Origin of the sequence: Actinomadura sp. 3N508 (genome assembly GCF_044326375.1) — a bacterium.
Lineage (GTDB): Bacteria > Actinomycetota > Actinomycetes > Streptosporangiales > Streptosporangiaceae > Spirillospora.
In genome coordinates this window covers 224,320-241,223 of the sequence record NZ_JBIRAX010000004.1, presented here as the reverse complement: position 1 = coordinate 241,223, position 16,904 = coordinate 224,320, and the positions used below count along the sequence as shown (strand labels likewise).

Annotated in this window: 14 protein-coding genes; 6 read left to right on the top strand and 8 right to left on the bottom strand. The window is 73.3% G+C overall.

Translation table 11 applies throughout. The annotated features are described in order from the left end of the window. The first annotated feature begins 13 nt into the window (after positions 1-13). A complete protein-coding gene (locus ACH34S_RS16555; RefSeq protein ID WP_395953533.1) occupies positions 14-1,147 on the top strand; it encodes an exonuclease SbcCD subunit D in 1,134 nt (377 codons plus the stop codon). Then, on the top strand, positions 1,144-4,182 hold the full coding sequence (locus ACH34S_RS16550) for an AAA family ATPase (RefSeq protein ID WP_395953532.1): 3,039 nt from the start codon (positions 1,144-1,146) through the stop codon (positions 4,180-4,182). Before ACH34S_RS16555 ends, ACH34S_RS16550 begins: the two co-directional genes overlap by 4 nt. Before the next feature lie 34 nt (positions 4,183-4,216). On the opposite strand, the gene ACH34S_RS16545 is transcribed toward ACH34S_RS16550, so the two are convergent. Together ACH34S_RS16545 and ACH34S_RS16540 are read right to left on the bottom strand one after the other, a co-directional pair. Further along, positions 4,217-4,585, bottom strand: coding sequence for a PH domain-containing protein (locus ACH34S_RS16545; RefSeq protein WP_395953531.1), 369 nt, complete (start codon positions 4,583-4,585; stop codon positions 4,217-4,219). A gap of 46 nt (positions 4,586-4,631) precedes the next feature. After that, on the bottom strand, positions 4,632-5,084 hold the full coding sequence (locus ACH34S_RS16540; protein WP_395953530.1) for a MarR family winged helix-turn-helix transcriptional regulator: 453 nt from the start codon (positions 5,082-5,084) through the stop codon (positions 4,632-4,634). A 105-nt stretch (positions 5,085-5,189) separates the two neighbouring features. Between ACH34S_RS16540 and ACH34S_RS16535 the strand changes: the two genes are divergently transcribed. Continuing rightward, positions 5,190-6,248, top strand: coding sequence for an SMP-30/gluconolactonase/LRE family protein (locus ACH34S_RS16535; RefSeq protein ID WP_395953529.1), 1,059 nt, complete (start codon positions 5,190-5,192; stop codon positions 6,246-6,248). Between the two features lie 81 nt (positions 6,249-6,329). On the opposite strand, the gene ACH34S_RS16530 is transcribed toward ACH34S_RS16535, so the two are convergent. The 5 genes from ACH34S_RS16530 to ACH34S_RS16510 all read right to left on the bottom strand — a co-directional run bounded on the left by ACH34S_RS16530 (position 6,330) and on the right by ACH34S_RS16510 (position 10,895). Then, complete coding sequence (locus ACH34S_RS16530; RefSeq protein ID WP_395953528.1) at positions 6,330-7,184, bottom strand: hypothetical protein; 855 nt, start codon at positions 7,182-7,184, stop codon at positions 6,330-6,332. 117 nt (positions 7,185-7,301) lie between these two features. Beyond that, entirely contained in the window at positions 7,302-7,622 is a 321-nt protein-coding gene (locus ACH34S_RS16525; RefSeq protein WP_395953527.1) for a GroES family chaperonin, read from the bottom strand. Between the two features lie 10 nt (positions 7,623-7,632). Next, entirely contained in the window at positions 7,633-8,586 is a 954-nt protein-coding gene (locus ACH34S_RS16520; RefSeq protein WP_395953526.1) for an NAD-dependent epimerase/dehydratase family protein, read from the bottom strand. 43 nt (positions 8,587-8,629) lie between these two features. Continuing rightward, complete coding sequence (locus ACH34S_RS16515; RefSeq protein WP_395953525.1) at positions 8,630-9,397, bottom strand: SDR family NAD(P)-dependent oxidoreductase; 768 nt, start codon at positions 9,395-9,397, stop codon at positions 8,630-8,632. A 10-nt stretch (positions 9,398-9,407) separates the two neighbouring features. Further along, the gene (locus tag ACH34S_RS16510; protein WP_395953524.1) at positions 9,408-10,895 is read right to left on the bottom strand and encodes a flavin-containing monooxygenase; all 1,488 of its coding nucleotides are present in this window, start codon (positions 10,893-10,895) and stop codon (positions 9,408-9,410) included. 94 nt (positions 10,896-10,989) lie between these two features. Here ACH34S_RS16510 and ACH34S_RS16505 point away from each other — a divergent pair, with 94 nt between their 5' ends. Genes ACH34S_RS16505 through ACH34S_RS16495 form a run of 3 tightly spaced genes read left to right on the top strand, consistent with a single transcriptional unit; the run spans position 10,990 to position 16,198 of the window. After that, complete coding sequence (locus tag ACH34S_RS16505) at positions 10,990-13,491, top strand: DUF4132 domain-containing protein (protein ID WP_395953523.1); 2,502 nt, start codon at positions 10,990-10,992, stop codon at positions 13,489-13,491. Continuing rightward, positions 13,491-15,806 carry a DUF4132 domain-containing protein gene (locus ACH34S_RS16500; RefSeq protein ID WP_395953522.1) on the top strand — a complete coding sequence of 772 codons (2,316 nt, stop codon included), beginning with the start codon at positions 13,491-13,493 and terminating at the stop codon, positions 15,804-15,806. The genes ACH34S_RS16505 and ACH34S_RS16500 overlap by 1 nt, the downstream gene beginning before the upstream one ends. After that, positions 15,806-16,198 (top strand): hypothetical protein, encoded by a 393-nt coding sequence (locus ACH34S_RS16495; protein WP_395953521.1) that lies wholly within the window; start codon positions 15,806-15,808, stop codon positions 16,196-16,198. Before ACH34S_RS16500 ends, ACH34S_RS16495 begins: the two co-directional genes overlap by 1 nt. On the opposite strand, the gene ACH34S_RS16490 is transcribed toward ACH34S_RS16495, so the two are convergent. Then, complete coding sequence (locus ACH34S_RS16490) at positions 16,195-16,860, bottom strand: DNA-binding response regulator (protein ID WP_395953520.1); 666 nt, start codon at positions 16,858-16,860, stop codon at positions 16,195-16,197. The two genes, ACH34S_RS16495 and ACH34S_RS16490, sit on opposite strands and share 4 nt — an antisense overlap. Between the last annotated feature and the right edge of the window lie 44 nt (positions 16,861-16,904).

Below are 16,904 nucleotides of genomic sequence, written 5' to 3'. Positions count from 1 at the left end.
TGGTTGCTGCGACATGCGACTGCTGCACACCTCCGACTGGCATCTCGGCAGGTCGTTCCACCGGGAAGATCTGCTGGCCGCACAGGCGGCGTTCGTCGACCATCTGGTCGAGACCGTGACGGCGGAGCGGGTCGACTGCGTGCTGGTTTCTGGTGACGTCTACGACCGCGCGCTGCCCGCCGTCGACGCCGTCCGGCTGTGCAACGAGGCGCTGGAGCGGCTCGCCGCCCTCACCCGGGTCGTGCTCATCGCCGGCAACCACGACTCCGCGCGCCGCCTCGGGTTCGGGTCGGCGCTGATGGACGCGGCGGGCGTGCACGTCCGCACCGACTTCGCGAAGGTGGGAGAGCCCGTCGTGGTGGGGGACGCCGCGATCTACGGGATTCCCTATCTGGAGCCCGAACTCGTCCGCCAGCCGTGGGATCTCGACGAGCGCAGCCACGCCGCCGCGCTGACCGAGGCCATGCGCCGCGTCCGCGACGACGCCGCCTCCCGCCGCGACCTGCGGTCGGTTGTGCTGGCCCACGCGTTCGTCACCGGCGGCGCGGCGAGCGAGAGCGAGCGCGACATCTCGGTCGGCGGCTCGTCGCACGTGCCGGCCTCGGTGTTCGACGGCGTCGACTACGCGGCGCTCGGCCACCTGCACGGGGCCTGGCGCATCACCGACCGCGTCCGGTACTCCGGCTCGCCGCTCGCGTACTCGTTCTCGGAGGAGAAGCACGTCAAGGGGTCCTGGCTGATCGACCTGCGGGACGGCGGCGGCATCGCGGCGGAGTTCGCGGAGGCGCCCGTCCCGCGCCGCCTCGCCCGGGTGCGCGGCCGCCTCGACGACCTGCTCACCGACCCGTCCCATGACCGGCTCGAAGACCGCTGGCTCCAGGTGACGCTCACCGATGCGCGCCGTCCATCCGCCGCGATGGAGCGGTTGCGGCGGCGGTTCCCGCACACGCTCGTCCTCGGCTTCGAGCCCGAGGGCGGCGGGACGGACGACGCCCGCACCTGGTCCGACCGCGTCCGCGAACGGTCCCCTCTCGACATCGCGGGCGACTTCGTCGCCGAGGTCACCGACGGCCCGGCGACCTCCGCCGAGCGCGCCCTGCTGGACGAGGCGTTCGAGACTTGCCGTCGCAGGGAGGCCATGGCGTGAGGCTCCACCGCCTGGAGATCAGCGCGTTCGGGCCGTTCCCCGGCACCGAGGAGATCGACTTCGACGCGCTGTCCGACGCCGGGCTGTTCCTCATCCAGGGCCGGACGGGCGCGGGCAAGACCAGCATCCTCGACGCCGTCTGCTTCGCCCTGTACGGGCAAGTCCCGGGCGTCAGGAACGCGGTGAAGGGGCTGCGCAGCGACCACGCGGCGCCCACCGCGGGGCCGCGCGTGGTGCTGGAGACGACGATCCGGGGCCGCCGCCTGCGCATCTCGCGCTCGCCCGCGTGGGAGCGGCCGAAGATCCGCGGTTCCGGGACGACGACCGAGCACGCGAAGGTCATTCTGGAGGAGTTCGAGCACGGCGCCTGGGTCGGGCTCACGACGCGGCTGGACGAGGCGGGCGACCTGGTGTCGCGGATGCTCGGGATGACCGCCGTCCAGTTCTGCCAGGTCGCGCTGCTGCCGCAGGGCGAGTTCGCGGGATTCCTGCGGGCGGGCGCCGACGAGCGCCGCAAGGTGCTGGAGCGGCTCTTCGCGGCGGAGGTGTTCACGCAGGTCGAGAAGTGGCTGGCCGACCGCCGGGCCGCCACCCGCCGCGAGGCCGACGAGCTGGGTGCGGCGGCGGCGTCGATCGCCGGCCGCATCGCCGAGACGACCGGGGCCGAGCCGCCGGGCGCCGAGCCGGTGGGCGGGAGGCGGCCGGCCGTTCCCGCGCCGCGCCGGCCGGAGCCCGCGGGGGAGCCGTTCGGCGAGGTGGAGGCGCTGCCCGCGTGGGCCGCCGAGCTGGCGGGCGGGCACGAGGATGTCCGCGCGGCCGCCGAGGAGCTGCGCCGGGAGGTCGCGGAGACGCTGCGGGCCGCCCGCGCCGCCCTAGACGACGCGAGGGCGGTCGCCGAACGCCGGCGCCGCCATGCCGACGCCGCCGCCCGCCGGGACGCGCTGCGCGAGCGTGCCGCAGACAAGTCGCGGATGGCGTCGCGGCTCGACGCCGCCGCCCGCGCCGACCGGGCCGTCCCGCTGGTCAAGGCCGTCGAGACAAGGCATCACGAGGCGGTGCGGGCGCGCCGCTGGGCCGACGAGACCCGCGCCAGGGTCGGCGTGCTCCTTCCGCCGAACGCCTCCGAAGACGTGCTGGCCAAGGCCGAACGCGCCCGCCGCGACGAGATCGCCGCGCTGGAGGGCAGGCGCGCCACCGCCGCCAGGCTCCGGCAGATCGACGCCGAACGCACCGCCCTCGCCCGCGACCTGGCCGGGCTGGAGCCGGAGGAGGCGCGGACCGCCGCGACCCTCGCCGAGCTGCCGGGCATCGTGGACGCGCGCCGCGCCGAACTGGACGATGCCCGCATCGCGGCGGCCGGACGTTCCGGAGCCGAGGCCGCCGTCGCCGAAGCCCGCCGCCGCTTCGACGCCGCGCAGCGCCGCGACCAGGTCGAACACCGGCTCGCTGAGGCGGAGGCCGCGCACCGCGACGCCGTCGACGCCGCGCAGGACGCCCGCCAGCTCGTCCTCGACCTGCGCCAGGCGCGGCTGGACGGCATGGCCGCCGTCCTCGCCGGCGACCTGGCGGACGGCGAGGCCTGCCGGGTCTGCGGTTCCACCGAGCACCCGGCGCCGGCGACGTCCCTCGTGCCGATCCCGACCGAGGAGCAGATCGGGCGGGCCGAGCAGGAGTCCGACCAGGCGCAGGCCGTCCGGGAGCAGGCGGGCAAGGAGGTCGAGGCGCTCCGCACCGAACGCGACCACCTCCTCGACACCGCCGGCGAGGCGGTCGCCGAGGTCCTCGCCGAAGAGGTCGCGGACGCCGAGCAGGCGCTCCAGGCGGCCGTGGCGCGCGCGGCCGAGGCCGAACGGCTGGAGATCGTCCTGCACCGGGACGAGCAGGAGCTCGAGCGCGTCCGCGACAGGCGGGGCGAGATCGTCCAGGCGCTCACCGAGAACCGCACGCAGGAGAAGGAGCTGGCCGCCGAGCACGCCCGGCTGTCGGCCGAGCTGGACGAGGCGCTCGGCGGCGACGCCACGCTCGAAGCCCGCGTCGCGCGGCTCGGCGGCGAGGCCGGCGCGCTCGCGGAGGCCGTCGAGGCGCTGCGCGAGTCCGTCCGCGCCGCCGGGGAACTGGCCGCCGCCCGCGCCGCCGCGAAGGCGGCCGCCGAGGCCGAGGGGTTCCGCACGCCCGACGAGGTCGCCGAGGCAGCGATGACCGACGAGGAGCAGGGCGTCCTGCGCGACCGGATCCGCAAGCTGGACGACGAGGAGGCCGCCGTCCGCGACCTGCTCGCCGACCCCGCGCTCGCCGCGGCCGCCGCCCAACCCGCCCCCGACCTGCCCGCACTCGAGGCGGCGCTGCACTCGGCCGACGCCGCGCACGCCGGGGCCGCGTTCGCCGCCGACCGCGCCCGCCACCGCTGCGAACGCCTCGCCGAGCTGCGCGAACTGCTGGACAAGGCCGTCCGGGCATGGCGTCCCGCCGCCGGCCGCCACGAGGTCGCCGAACGGCTCGCGGGCCTGACGTCCGGCAAGCACCCCGCGAACCGGCACGCCATGTCGCTGTCGGCGTACGTCCTGGCCGCCCGTCTCGAACAGGTCGTCGACGCCGCGAACGAGCGGCTGTCGCGCATGTCAGGGGGCCGCTACGCCCTCATTCACACCACGGAGAAGGCGGCGGGCGACCGGACGAAGGGCGCCGGTGGCCTCGGCCTGCGCGTCGCGGACGCCTGGACGGGCCTCGACCGCGACCCCGTGACGCTGTCGGGCGGCGAGTCGTTCATCACCTCGCTGTCCCTGGCGCTCGGCCTCGCCGACGTCGTCACCGCAGAGGCGGGCGGCGCCGAGATCGGCACGCTGTTCGTCGACGAGGGCTTCGGCACCCTCGACGAGGAGACGCTCGACGAGGTCATGGACGTCCTGGACGGCCTGCGCGACGGCGGCCGGGCCGTCGGTGTCGTCAGCCACGTCGCCGAGCTGCGCGCCCGCATCCCCGCGCAGCTCCGCGTCACCAAGCGCCGCGCCGGGTCCACCGCCGAGATCATCGTCTGACCCGCCCGCCCGCCCGGCGCCGGCGACGCCCCGGTCAGGACGAGATGTGCTGCAGGATCACGTTGTGGACGTGGTGGCTCTTGTCGCTGCCGCGGAACTCGACCTCGTAGGTGTGCGTCCCCACGTTGATCGCGATCGAGCCGGTGGAGAAGTACGACCCGGCCCACGACTTGTTGCTCACCACGCTCACCGAGGTGATCTTGGCGTAGGGGACGCTGGTGATGGCGAACTTCTTCCCCGCGAAGCTCTTGTCCTGGATGATCACCCGGCGGTCGGTGAGGCCGATGAACCCGGTGCCCGCGCCTACCGCGTCGTAGACGGCGATGATCTGCTCGCCGGGCAGCAGCCCGCTCTCGATCTGCTTGAGCTGGCTCGACCTGTCGTGCTGGATCTCCTCGCCCATACGTCCTCCCGAGTCGTCGTGTTCGTTCCGGTTCGAGAGGAGTGTCTCAGTCGGTACCGGTGGTGCGCGCGCCTTCGAGGAAGCCGACGCAGCGGCCGAGCAGCTCGACGAGCGTCGCGCGTTCCGCGTCGGTGAACTCGGCGGCGAGGCCCCGCTCGACCCGCACCGCGCGGACGTCGGCGTCCGCCAGCGCGGCGGCGCCGTCTGCGGTGAGCCGGGTCTCCAGGATGTTGCGATGCCACTCGTGCGGGGTGCGCTCGATCAGCCCGCGCTCCTGAAGGTTCTTCAGGACGGTGTTCATCGTCGGCGGGGTGACCGCGCAGGCGCGGGCGAGCGCGGCGGCGGACATGCCGGGGTTCTCGTCGAGGAGGAGCAGCGCGGCGTACTGCGGCACCGTGAGCCCGCTCGGCCGGACCGCCGCCTGCTTGGCCCCGTTGAGCGCCTGCTCGGCGCGCTTGAGATGGGAGCCGAGGCGCTCCGACGTGGGCATCGAGGTCATTTCCGCATGGTATCGAGCCGTCGAAGAGAAGACAGTTGACGAGCATTAGAACACTAATTAATGTACGTACACATCCGAATGCATCACCTCGAAGGAGTAGTTTCGGTGCGTCTTCACCGCTTCACCGTCACCACCACCTCCACCGCCGCGCTCGCCGTGGCGGTGCTGCTCGCGCCCGTCGCGCCGGTTCCGGTGGCGCGTGCCGCCGTCCACGCGCCGGCGCGGGTCTTACCCGCCTACGTGCTGCCGGGCGACCGCGTGTACCCCGAGGGCATCGCCGCCGATCACCGCACCGGCGCCCTGTACGCGGGGTCGTACCAGGACGGCACCGTCTACCGGACGACTCCGAACCGTCCTCCAGCCCCCACCCGCCGCCATTCAACGGACGAGCTCCGCTCGACGGGCCGCCGCGTCGCCGAGGTGTTCCTCCCGGCGGGCGCCGACGGCCGCCGCACCGCCAACGGCCTGAAGATCGACCGCGCCGGACGGCTGTGGGTGACCGACTCCACGGCCGGGGTCTCGGTCTACGACACCCGGACCCGCCGCCTGCTGGCCCGCTTCGACGTCCCCGGGACCGCGGGCCTGTTCGTCAACGACCTGGCCATCGCCCGTGACGGCGGCGCCTACATCACCGACAGCGTCCGCGCCGTCGTCTACCGCGTCACGCCCCGGGACCTGGCGCGGGCCCGTGGCGGACGCGCCACGCTCGTACCGCGCTTCGACCTGGGCGACGTGCTCGAACCGCACGAGCCCGGCGCCTTCACCTTGAACGGCATCGTCGCCGACCCCGCCGGACGCTTCCTGCTGGCCGCCGACATGCACGGCGGCGACCTGTACCGGCTGGACATCGCGACCGGCGCCGTCCGCAAGGTCGTCCTGTCCGGCGGCGACGTGCGCAACGCCGACGGCCTGGAACTCCAGCACGGACGGCTGTGGACGGTCCACAACGTCGACAACGCCATCAGCCGCTGGCGTGTCGCGCGCGACGGCACGGGGGCCCGCCGCGAGCGACTGCTGTCGGACGCGTCGCTGCAGATCCCGACGACGCTCGTCCGCAGCCGCGGAACCCTGTATGTGGTGCGCTCGCAGTTCGACAAGGGCGGCCCGCTCGGCGGCGGGACGCCGGAGATCCCGTTCACCGTCGCCGCCGTCCGCGGCATCTGACGATCCCGCGGTGCGGAGGTCCTCCAGGGCGAGGTGCCCTGCAGGACCTCCGCGCACGGCGCGGGCGATGACCCGCCGCGCTCAGGACCGGCGGCCGATCTCGTAGCCGAGCTGGAAGTGTGTGAGGACCCCGTAGTCGGACTTCATGCGGGCGATCCGCTTGGCGAAGGTCCGGTCGCTGATCCCGAGCCGTTTGGCGATCACCGTGCCCGTCTCCCCGGCGATGAGCATGCGGACGGTCCGGCTCTCGGCCGGCGTGCCCGGTCCGGCGGTGAACCGCCCCGACCGCTGCCAGACCCGGTCGAAGGTGTCGGCCAGGTAGCGCACCACGGACGGCACCGTCACCGCGACCGCCGTCACGGAACCCGGGGAGCCGTTGGAGCCGGAGGAGCCGTTGGCGCCGGGCCCGCGACCCGCGGAGCCGGGCAGGAAGCAGATCCGCCGGTCCACGATGATCAGCCGGTCGAAGACCTCGTCGCACATGCGGACCTCCGCGCCCGCCGCCGAGATCTCCTCGACGTAGGCGACCGTCGCCGCGTCGTAGCGGGCGGTGTGCCCGTACAGCGTCCGGATCGACGCCCCGCGCGCCAGCGCGCACCAGTCGCGCTCCAGCGCCACGCGAAGCGTCCTGCCCTCGCGCGACGCGTCCGGCCGGGCGGTGAGCAGCTCGCCGCGGCACCGGCCGACGGCGTCCGCGATCCGCCGGTCGATCATCTCGGCGCCCTCCAGCGGCTCGAACCCGGCGGCGCCCGCCCCCGGCCGGGTGGCCTCGGTGCGGGCGAGCGTCGTCAGCTGCGCCTCCATCTCCCGGACGGCCAGGGCCGCCTGCTCGGCGTGCGACCGGAGATGCCGCAGCGCCTGGTCGAATCGACCCTGGGCGGGCGGCGACCCGTCCGCGGGCTCCTTCGTCCGGGCGGCACCGTTGATCTCGCGCATCACGATATTTCCCCCTATGAATGGACTTCTCCTGACGTGGATTCGTCCGTCGGAGGGGGGAGGGACCTGGCCGCTAACGGCCTCGCCCGGATCCCGGCGATCCGGCCGCGATGATCGTCAAAGGTAGAGGCCCGTGCCGTGCTCGGGGCGCTCGCTGGCGATCGCGTGCAGGTCGCGCTCGCGCATGACGAGGTAGTTCTCGCCCTGGATCTCGACCTCGAACTGGTCGCCCGGGTGGAACAGCACCCGGTCGCCGGGCTTGACGACCCGGACGTGGTGACCGACCCCGCAGACCTCGCCCCAGACCAGGCGGTTCTCCTGCTCCACGGTCGCGGGGATGACGATTCCGCCGGTGCTGCGGCGCTCCCCGCTGTCCTTCTCGACCTTGATCATGACCCGGTCGTGGAGCATCTGGACTTCGAACTTCGGCTCGGACACGCAGGGGAGTTTAGTGGGAGGGCCGAGTGGAGCTCGTCGATTGATTGGTGGCGGGTGGGGGCTGGAGGACGGTAAGAGCGTTCCACGAGGTGGCGATGATCTCCGGCAGGGTGGAGCGTTCGGGACGCCACCCGAGACCCTCCCGGACGGCCGTCGCGTCGCAGACCAGCACGGGCGCCTCGGTGCGCGGCGGGCGCCGCAGCGTGGGCACGGGACGGCCCGTCACCTCCTCGACGGCGGCGACGACCTCGTGGACGGCCGTCCCGATCCCGCTGCCGACGTTGTAGACCCGCTCCTCACCGGGCTCCACCGTCTCCAGCGCCCGGACGTACGCGGCGGCGAGATCGTCGACGTGCAGGTATTCGCGGACGGCGAGCCCGTCGCCGTTGATCTCCAGATGCGGCGCGCGCCCGGCCGCCACGGCCAGGGCCTTCGGGATCAGCCGCGTCTCGTCGGGGTCCGGCCGGCCGTCCACCGACCCGGCGACGTTGAACGTGCGCAGGACGACGGCGCCGATCGCGCCCGTCCGGGCATGGAACCGGACGGCCTGCTCGGCGGCCAGCTTCGCCGTCCCGTACGGGCTGGACGGCGCCGCCGGCTCGCCCTCCGGGATCGGCTGCCGCTCCGGCGCCCCGTACACGGCGGCCGTCGAGCCGAACACCACCCGGTCCGCGCGCACCGCCTCCAGGAGGTTCACCGTGCCCTGGACATTGGCGGCGAAGTACCGCAGCGGGGCGTCGAACGACTCGCGGACCCGGGTGAGCGCGGCGAGATGGCACACCCCGTCGTACGGGCCGCCCGGGAGGCCGTCCGGGTCGAGGAGGTCACCGCGGACGGGACGGACCCCGGGCGGCAGCCCGGCGCTCCGCCGCACCAGCCCGTCGACGTCATGCCCGGCCGCGGCCAGCCGCCGCGCGACCGCGTATCCGATGTACCCCGCCGCCCCCGTCACCAGCACCCGCATGAGCCTGTGTCTACCGCAGGCGGCGGCGCTCGGGAACCCTAGGTCACCGGTAGTTGCGGCCGGTGCCGGACGACAGGCGCGCGACGAGCCCGCGCGGCAGGAAGCGGGTCGCGCCGATGAGCGCCTTGTACTGCGCGCCCGGGATGCTGACCTGGACGCCGCGCCGCAGGTCGCGGAGCCCGGCGGCCACGACGGCGTCCTTGTCCAGCCACATGAACTCCGGCAGGTCCGACATGTCCATCTCGGCGCGGTCGTGGAACTCGGTGCGCACGTAGCCGGGGCACAGCGCCATCACGCGGACGCCGCCGTCCGAGCGCCGCCGGATGTCGGCGGCGACGGCCTGGCTGAAGTTCACCACCCACGCCTTGGACGCCCCGTACGTGCCGCGCGTCGCGAACGCCGCCGCCGACGCCACGTTCACGATGCCGCCCCGGCCGCGGTCGAGCATCCCGGGCAGCACGGCGTGGGTCAGCCGCAGTACGGCCTCGCAGTGCACCTTCAGCATGGTCACCTCGTCCGACACCGGGACGTCCAGGAAGACGCCCTTGTGGCCGAACCCGGCGTTGTTGATCAGCAGGTCGACGCCGTCACGGACGCGTTCCTCGGCCGCCGCGAGGCCGTTCTCGGCGGCCAGGTCGGCGGGCAGCGCCTCGGCGCGGACGGCGTATCGTTCGTGCAGCTCGGCGGCCGTCCGTTCCAGCCGCTCGGCGTCACGGGCGAGCAGGACCAGGTCGAATCCGTCGGAGGCGAGGCGGCGGGCGAAGGCGGCACCGATCCCCGCGGTCGCGCCGGTGATGAAGGCGGTCGGCATGCCACCGAGCCTAAGAGATCGGCCAAGCGGTGGCGCGGCGGGTGCGGAAGTGCCGCGGGTCGGGGCGGCGGGTCGCGCGGCGGTAGGCGAACGTGAACCCGGGCCAGTTGTTGACGACCTTGCCGTCGGCCCTCATGTACCAGCTCTCGCAGCCCGCCTCCCACACCGTGGTGCGGAGCCGCTCGCGCATCTCGCGGGTGAACGCGTCCTGCACGTCCCGCCGGACGTCGATCCAGTCGAGCCCGCCGCGGCGCAGCGCCTCGACGCAGCCGAGGACGTACCTGAACTGCGACTCCAGCATGTAGATGATCGAGTTGTGGCCGAGGTTGGTGTACGGGCCGTACAGCAGGAACAGGTTCGGGAAGCCGCTGACGGTGATGCCGAGATGGGCCTGCGCGCCGTCCCGCCACGCCTCGTTCAGCTCCCGCCCGCCCCGGCCGACGATCTTCATGGGGGAGAGGAACTCGGTGGAGCGGAACCCGGTGGCGTAGACGATGACGTCCACCTCGTGCTCGCGCTCCCCGGTCCGGACGCCGGACGGCGTGACGGCGGTGATCGGGTCGGTGACGAGGTGCACGTTCGGCCTGGCCAGCGCCGGATAGTAGTCGCTGGACAGCAGGATCCGCTTGCAGCCCATCGGGTAGCGGGGGAGGAGCGCGTCCCGCAGGACGGGGTCGCCGACGCCGTCCGCCAGCGCGTTCCTGAACCGCTTCTCCAGCAGCGCCATCAGCCTCGGATACTTCACGAACCCCAGCGCCCGCGACTCGTAGGCGGCGTAGATGCGGGCGCGGCTCAGCTCGTACGCGCCCGGCACGCTCGCCAGGACGGCCTTCTCCCACCCCCGGTACGGCCGGTCCTTCTTGTCGATCACGTACGGCGCGGACCGCTGGAACAGCCGCAGCTCCGCCGCCTCCCGCGCGATCTCCGGGACGATCTGGATCGCGCTCGCCCCCGTCCCGACCACGGCGACGCGCCGTCCCCGCAGGTCGGTGCCGTGGTCCCAGCGGGCGGAGTGGAAGCTCGGCCCGGCGAACGAAGCGCGCCCCTCGATCGGCGGCAGCACGGGCCGGTCGAGCTGCCCGCACGCCGACACGAGCACCCGCGCGTCCAGCTCGCCGGACGTGGTGGAGATCCGCCAGAGCGCCGCGCCCTCGTCGAACCGCGCCTCGGTGACCTCCGTCCCGAACCGGATCTTCTCCAGGACGCCGTGCCTGCGGGCGCAGTGCCGCAGGTATTCGAGGATCTCCGCCTGTGGCGGGAAGCGCCGCGACCAGTCCGTCTTCTGCTCGAACGAGAACGAGTACAGGTGGGACGGCACGTCGCACGCCGCCCCCGGATAGGTGTTGTCCCGCCACGTGCCCCCGAGGTCGGCGGCCTTCTCCAGGATCACCACGTCGCGGATCCCGGCCCGCCGGAGCCGGATCGCCATCCCGATCCCGCCGAACCCGCTCCCGATGATCACCACGCTGTGCGCCATGGCCGTCCCGAATCTCGTCACGCCGCCGGTCCTCCCGAGCGTAGGCGACGGTGAAGTCAGGCGGACAGACGCCGGAATCGCGGTTTTGTCGGCGGCCCCTGCCACGATTTCCGCCATGCTTTCCGACACGCTCGCCGCCGAGGCGCGCCAGGGCGACACCCTCGACGCCGTCCGGCTCGCCGCGTTCGGCAAGGCCCGCGGGATCGTCGACCTCGCCGACCGCTGGGAAGCCGCGATGTGGGGCGACGGCATGACGGCGGAGCAACGCTACGCCGGCGGGTACATGACGATCGAGCACGAACTTCGTGCGTGCCTCGAAGCCTGCGCGGACGAGGACGGCCGGGCGGCCCTCCTGTGCCTGCTGCCGTTCATGGGTTCCGACGTCGCCTTCTCCTTCATCTTCGAGAGGGAGCTGCTGGCGCTGTCGGCGCGGTCGCGGGGCTGGACGCCGGGCGAGGTCTCGGTGATGCTGCTGCGCGCCGTCGGCCTCCCGGACGGCCACTGGTCCCCGTTCTCACTGGAGCTGGCCCTGACCGCCGCCGAGCGGCTCGGTCCCGATCAGCGGCGCGAGATCGCGCCCTGGCTGCGCCGCGCCGACCGCGAGTTCGGGCGCACGAGCGGTCCGATCGCGGACCGCAGGGGGATCGCGAGACGCCTGTCGGCAATGCTCACCGAGTTGGAGGAGACGCACGTGCCCAACAACCTGATCCCCGAGCGCGGCGCCTGGGCCGCGCCGCTGCGCGAGCGTGCGAGCGCGGAGCCGGAGCCCGAGCCGACGGCCGAGTTCGCGCGGTTCATCCGGCATCTGGCACGGCTCTCGTCACCGCGTCCCTCGCAGAAGTGGAGCCGCGATTGCGTCGCGTTCGCGGACGCGGTGTCCATGCGCGGCACCGTGGCCGCGTGCCTGCGCGCGCTGGTCGAGGGCGAGCCCCAGTGCAGCAGGACCGACGGCCCGCACACCGACTGGCTCTCCGGGTACGAGTACCACCACCACTACCTGGTCCATCAGAACCACGGGGACTTCGTGCGCGGGGTCGTCTGGGCGGCGGCCCTGACCGGCGGGCCGGAGATGATCCCGCTCCTCGGCGGGCTGGCGCTGCGCGCGGGGACGCGCACCGGCGACCTCTACGAGGACGTGAAGCTCGCGGGGGCGGCGATCAACGCGCTCGGCGCCGCCGACGACCCGGCCGCGCTGGAGTCGCTGTGGCGGCTCCAGGCGAAGATCAAGGACCGGGCGCTGCGGAAGCAGGTCGACGCCGCGCTCCGCACGGCCGCCGGACGGCAGGGCATCACGGCGGCGCAGCTCGTCGAGCGCAGCGTCCCGTCCCACGGGCTGTGGCCGGACGGCTCGCTCGAACGCGTGCTCGGCGAGCACACGGTGCGGGTGGCGATCGAGGACGCGGCGACCGTCCGGCTCACGTTCACCGGCCCGAACGGCAGGGCGGCCAAGACGGCCCCGGCCGCCGTCAAGGACGGCTTCGCCGACGAGCTGAAGGAGCTGAAGGCCCTGGCCAAGGAGGTGCGCGGCACGCTGTCGACCGAGCGGGCGCGCATCGAGGCGCTGATGTCGGACGACCGCGTCTGGCCCTACGGCGAATGGTGCGAGCACTACCGCGACCACCCGATCACCGGCGTCCTCGTCCGCGGCCTCATCTGGGAGTTCCAGGGCGAGGACGGCGCCTGGCACGCCGCCATGACCCCACCGGACGAGACCCCGGCGCAGGTGCGGCTCTGGCACCCCATCAGGGCGGCGGCAGACGGCGTCCTCGCCTGGCGGGAACGGATCGTCGAGGGGCAGGTCCGGCAGCCGTTCAAGCAGGCTTTCCGCGAGATCTACCTGCTCACCCCGGCCGAGGAGGAGACCGGGACGTACTCCAACCGGTTCGCCGCGCACATCGTCCGCTACCGGCGCCTGTACGCGCTGTTCAAGGAGCGCGGCTGGCGGGCCAACTTCCTCGGCCGCTACGACGGCGGCTACAACGGCGAGGCGTATCGCGAATTCGGCGGCGGCGAATGGCGCGCGTGCTTCTACCACGAACCGGTGGAGGACGACGGCGACTGGGCACCGGAGTACGCGTCCACCGACCAGGTCAGGTTCGAGCGCCGGCAGGGCCGCCGGTGGGCGCAGGTGCCGCTCGCCGACGTCCCGCCGCTGGTGTTCAGCGAGGCGATGCGCGACGTCGACCTGTTCGTCGGCGTGACCTCGATCGCCGCCGACGCCGAGTGGACCGACCGCGGCGAGGACCGGTTCGCCGAGTACTGGCGCGCGACGACGTTCGGGGAGCTGACCGCGAGCGCCGAGGTCCGCCGCGCGGCGCTGGAGCGCATCCTGCCCCGCACGAAGATCGCCGCCCGCTGCTCGCTCGACGGCCGCTACCTGGTCGTCAAGGGCGAGCTGCGCACGTACAAGATCCACCTAGGCTCATCGAACATCCTGATGGAGCCCGACGACTCCTACCTGTGCATCGTCCAAGCCAGAGGCAAGACGATTAGCACGCCATACCTCCCCTTCGAGGACGAGCGGCTCTCCCTCATCATCAGCAAGGCGTTCCTCCTCGCCGCCGACCACAAGATCACGGACGGGACGATCCTGCACCAGATCACGCGGGGAGCCTGATGAACCTCGCCGCCCGCCTCCTGCGCGCCCTCACCGATCCCGCGCCGGAGGACGCGGAGTTCTACCCGTCGCTCCACGACCTCGCCCGGCTCTCCGACGAGGACCTCGGCACCCTCGCGCCCGCCGCCTACGCCGCCTCGGACCCCCGCACGTACGGCCTCCGGTTCGCGGTCGAGGACGAGTGCAAGGAGCGGCAGCCGCGCTACACCCCGGACGCCTGCCGGCGCATGTTCGACGCGCTCGTCGCCGGGCTGGAAAAGCGCGAGTGGGCCGACCTGACCCTCGGCGCGAGCTCGCTGGTCCGCTGCCCGGGCTCATGGCCCGATGTCGCCGCCCAGGCCCGCACCCTGGTCACGTTCCTCCTGGCCGACGACCGCACCGACCACCCCTTCGCGCTGCTGGCCATCGCCGGTCTCGCGGGCGACGACCTTGCCGATGCCGTCGCGGAACGGCTCCGCCGCGACGAGTCCGGCCCGATAAGGCTGGAGGAGATCGGCACCCTGACCGGCCTCACCACCCTGGAACGGATGCTGTTCACCGAGCTGGACCACAGCCTCACGCAGCCGCCCCAGCTCCCGGACCTCTGGGACCGCATCTCCGAGCTGACCCCCTACGCCCGGTTGGCCCGCCGCGCCTTGGAGAGCGCCGCCGCCCGGGCCCGCGCGATCCAGGCCGGCGAGATCCCCTACCGGGCGGACGGCGCCTTCACCAGCGGCGAGGTCGAGGCGCTCGGCCGCGCCGCACGCCTCGCGCTGCACCGGGACGAACCCTGGCTGCCCGCGCTCTTCGAGACGCTCCTCCCCGACATCGCGGTCGCGCCGACGCAGGCGAAGACACTGCCGTCGCAGGCGCTGCTGTACGAGATCGCGCGGGCCGCGCAGGACTTCCCGACCCCCGAGCTGGTCACCACGCTAAGGACCGTCCGCCGTACGGTGCGGCACGCGGGCGTGCCGAAGCAGCTCGACAAGATGCTCAAGAAGATCGACATGGCCCTCGCCGAGCGGACCGACGTCGCGCTCCGCCTCCCCGGCCTGGGCTTCGGCCCCGACGGCACGCTCCGCCGCACCCTCGGCGACCACACCGCCGTCGTCACCGTCGCCGACAAGGCCGAGTTGACGTTCGAGAAGGACTGCAAGGCGTTGAAGAGCGTCCCGGCGGCCGTCCGCCGCGACCACAAGGATGAGCTCAAGGAGCTGCGCGAGCTCGTCAAACGCGTCGACGCACAGATCGCCACGCTCGCCCGCGCGCTGGAGGGCGGCTACACCGCCGACGCGGCGCACCCGTTCGGCCGGTGGCGGGACACGCTCGTGAACCACCCCATCGCGGGCCCGGCCGTCCGCCGCCTGATCTGGGAGGTCGAGGTGGCGCCCGGCGAATGGCGATCAGTCCTGCCCGAAGTCGGGCTCCCGGACGCCGTCGCCGACGACGCGCCCGTCCGCCTCTGGCACCCGCTCAGATCCGATCCCGACACGGTCCGCGCCTGGCGCGACCTGCTCGTCGACCGCCGGATCCGGCAGCCGTTCAAGCAGGCGTTCCGCGAGATCTACCTCCTCACCCCGGCCGAGCGGGAGACCGCGGCGTACTCCACCCGCTTCGCCGCGCACCTCGTCCACTACCGGCGGCTGTTCGCGCTGTTCCGCGCCCGCGGCTGGACGAGCCGCCTGCTCGGCCCCTGGGACGGCGGCGACACGGACGAGGCGACGCGGACGCTCGCCGCGGGCGAATGGCAGATCCGCTTCTTCCACGTCCTCGCAGACTGGGAGGGCGAGGAGCCGATCGCCGGGACCGACCGCGTCCGGTTCGCCCGCCGCGTCGGCGGCGCCTGGCGGGACGCGCCGCTCGCCGACGTCCCGCCGCTGGTGTTCAGCGAGGCGATGCGCGACGTCGACCTGTTCATCGCCGTCACCTCGATCGCCACCGACGACATGTGGGAGGACGGCGAGGCGCACGCCTACTGGGTCCGCGAATGGTACGCCGACCTCGGCGAATCGACCGAGACCCGCAAGGACGCCCTCGCCCGCGTCCTGCCCCGGACGAAGATCGCCGACCGTTGCACGATCGACGGCCGCTACCTGACCGTCAGGGGCCGGCTCCGCACCTACAAGATCCACCTGCGCTCGGCCAACGTCGTCATGGAGCCGGACGACGCGTTCCTCTGCATCGTCGCCGAGCGCCGCAAGGCCGCTCCCGGCCGGGTGTTCCTGCCGTTCGAGGAGGAGCTGCTGTCGCTGATCCTCAGCAAGGCGTTCCTGCTCGCCGCCGACGACGAGATCACCGACGAGTCCATCCTGCCGCAGATCAAGCGAGGTGCCTGATGCCCGCCGTGACGTTCCGGGACGAGACCGCGACGGGCAGGCCCGTCGCTGAGTTCCACCTGGCGGACCTACCGGAGAAGATGACCGTGCGGGAGCTGATCAGGCTCCGGGTCCGTGAGGAGGTCGCCCGGCACAACGCCCGCCCCTCCGACCGGTTCCACGGCCTCGTCCGCCCGGACGGCGCCGAGGCCGAGCTGAACGGCTACCGGCTCCGCGAGCCCCGCCGCATCGACTGGGAGCGCCAGGCGGACATCGCCGAACGCGCCTTCCAGGCCAACGGCTTCTTCGTCCTGGCAGGCGACCGCCAGGTCGAAGACCTCGACGAGGAGGTGGACCTCACCACCGACCCCGACCTCGTCTTCATCAAACTCGTGCCCCTCGCGGGCGGCTAGCCGATCAGGCCGAACTCGTGGGCGCGCAGACCTGCCTGGAAGCGGGAGTCGGCGTCCAGCAGGACGAGGATCTCCGCGACGCGGCGGCGGTAGGTGCGCAGGGACATCTCGAGACGGCGGGCGGCGGCCTCGTCCTTCAGGCCGTCGGCGAGGAGGCGCAGGATGCGGACGCTCTCCTGCGACAGCGCGGGCGGGCGGTCGCGGCGGTAGTCGTCCAGGTCGGTCGCCTTGGCCCAGGTCGCCTCGAACAGCGAGACGACGCCCCGGACAACGCTCGGCGACCGCACCACCGTGTACTCGCGCACGCCGCCCTCCGGCGGGCCCGCGAGGATCGCGACCCGCCGGTCCACGATGATCGTCTCGTGGGGGAGGGCCGTCGTGCAGATCCGGACCCGGGCGCCCGCGTTGCTGATCTGTACGAGGTGCCGTTCGGACTCCTCGTCCGCGAGCGCCGCCGGGTTGTGCAGCTTGTAGGTGACGGGCGCCGGCTTGGTCCTGTACCGCTCGGCGACCATCCGCTCCCGGTATCCGGGCATCGCCCAGGTCTTCAGGTCGGTCGCGGCGCAGGCGAACTCCGAGCACCCGAGGAACAGCCGCCCGGCGCGCTCTGCCAGTTCCGCCTCGCCGCGCAGCACGACGTTCCGGTCCACATCCACGCTCATCGCAGTTCAGTCTGCCACCCGGCTGGCAGCAACCTGCCAGCCGC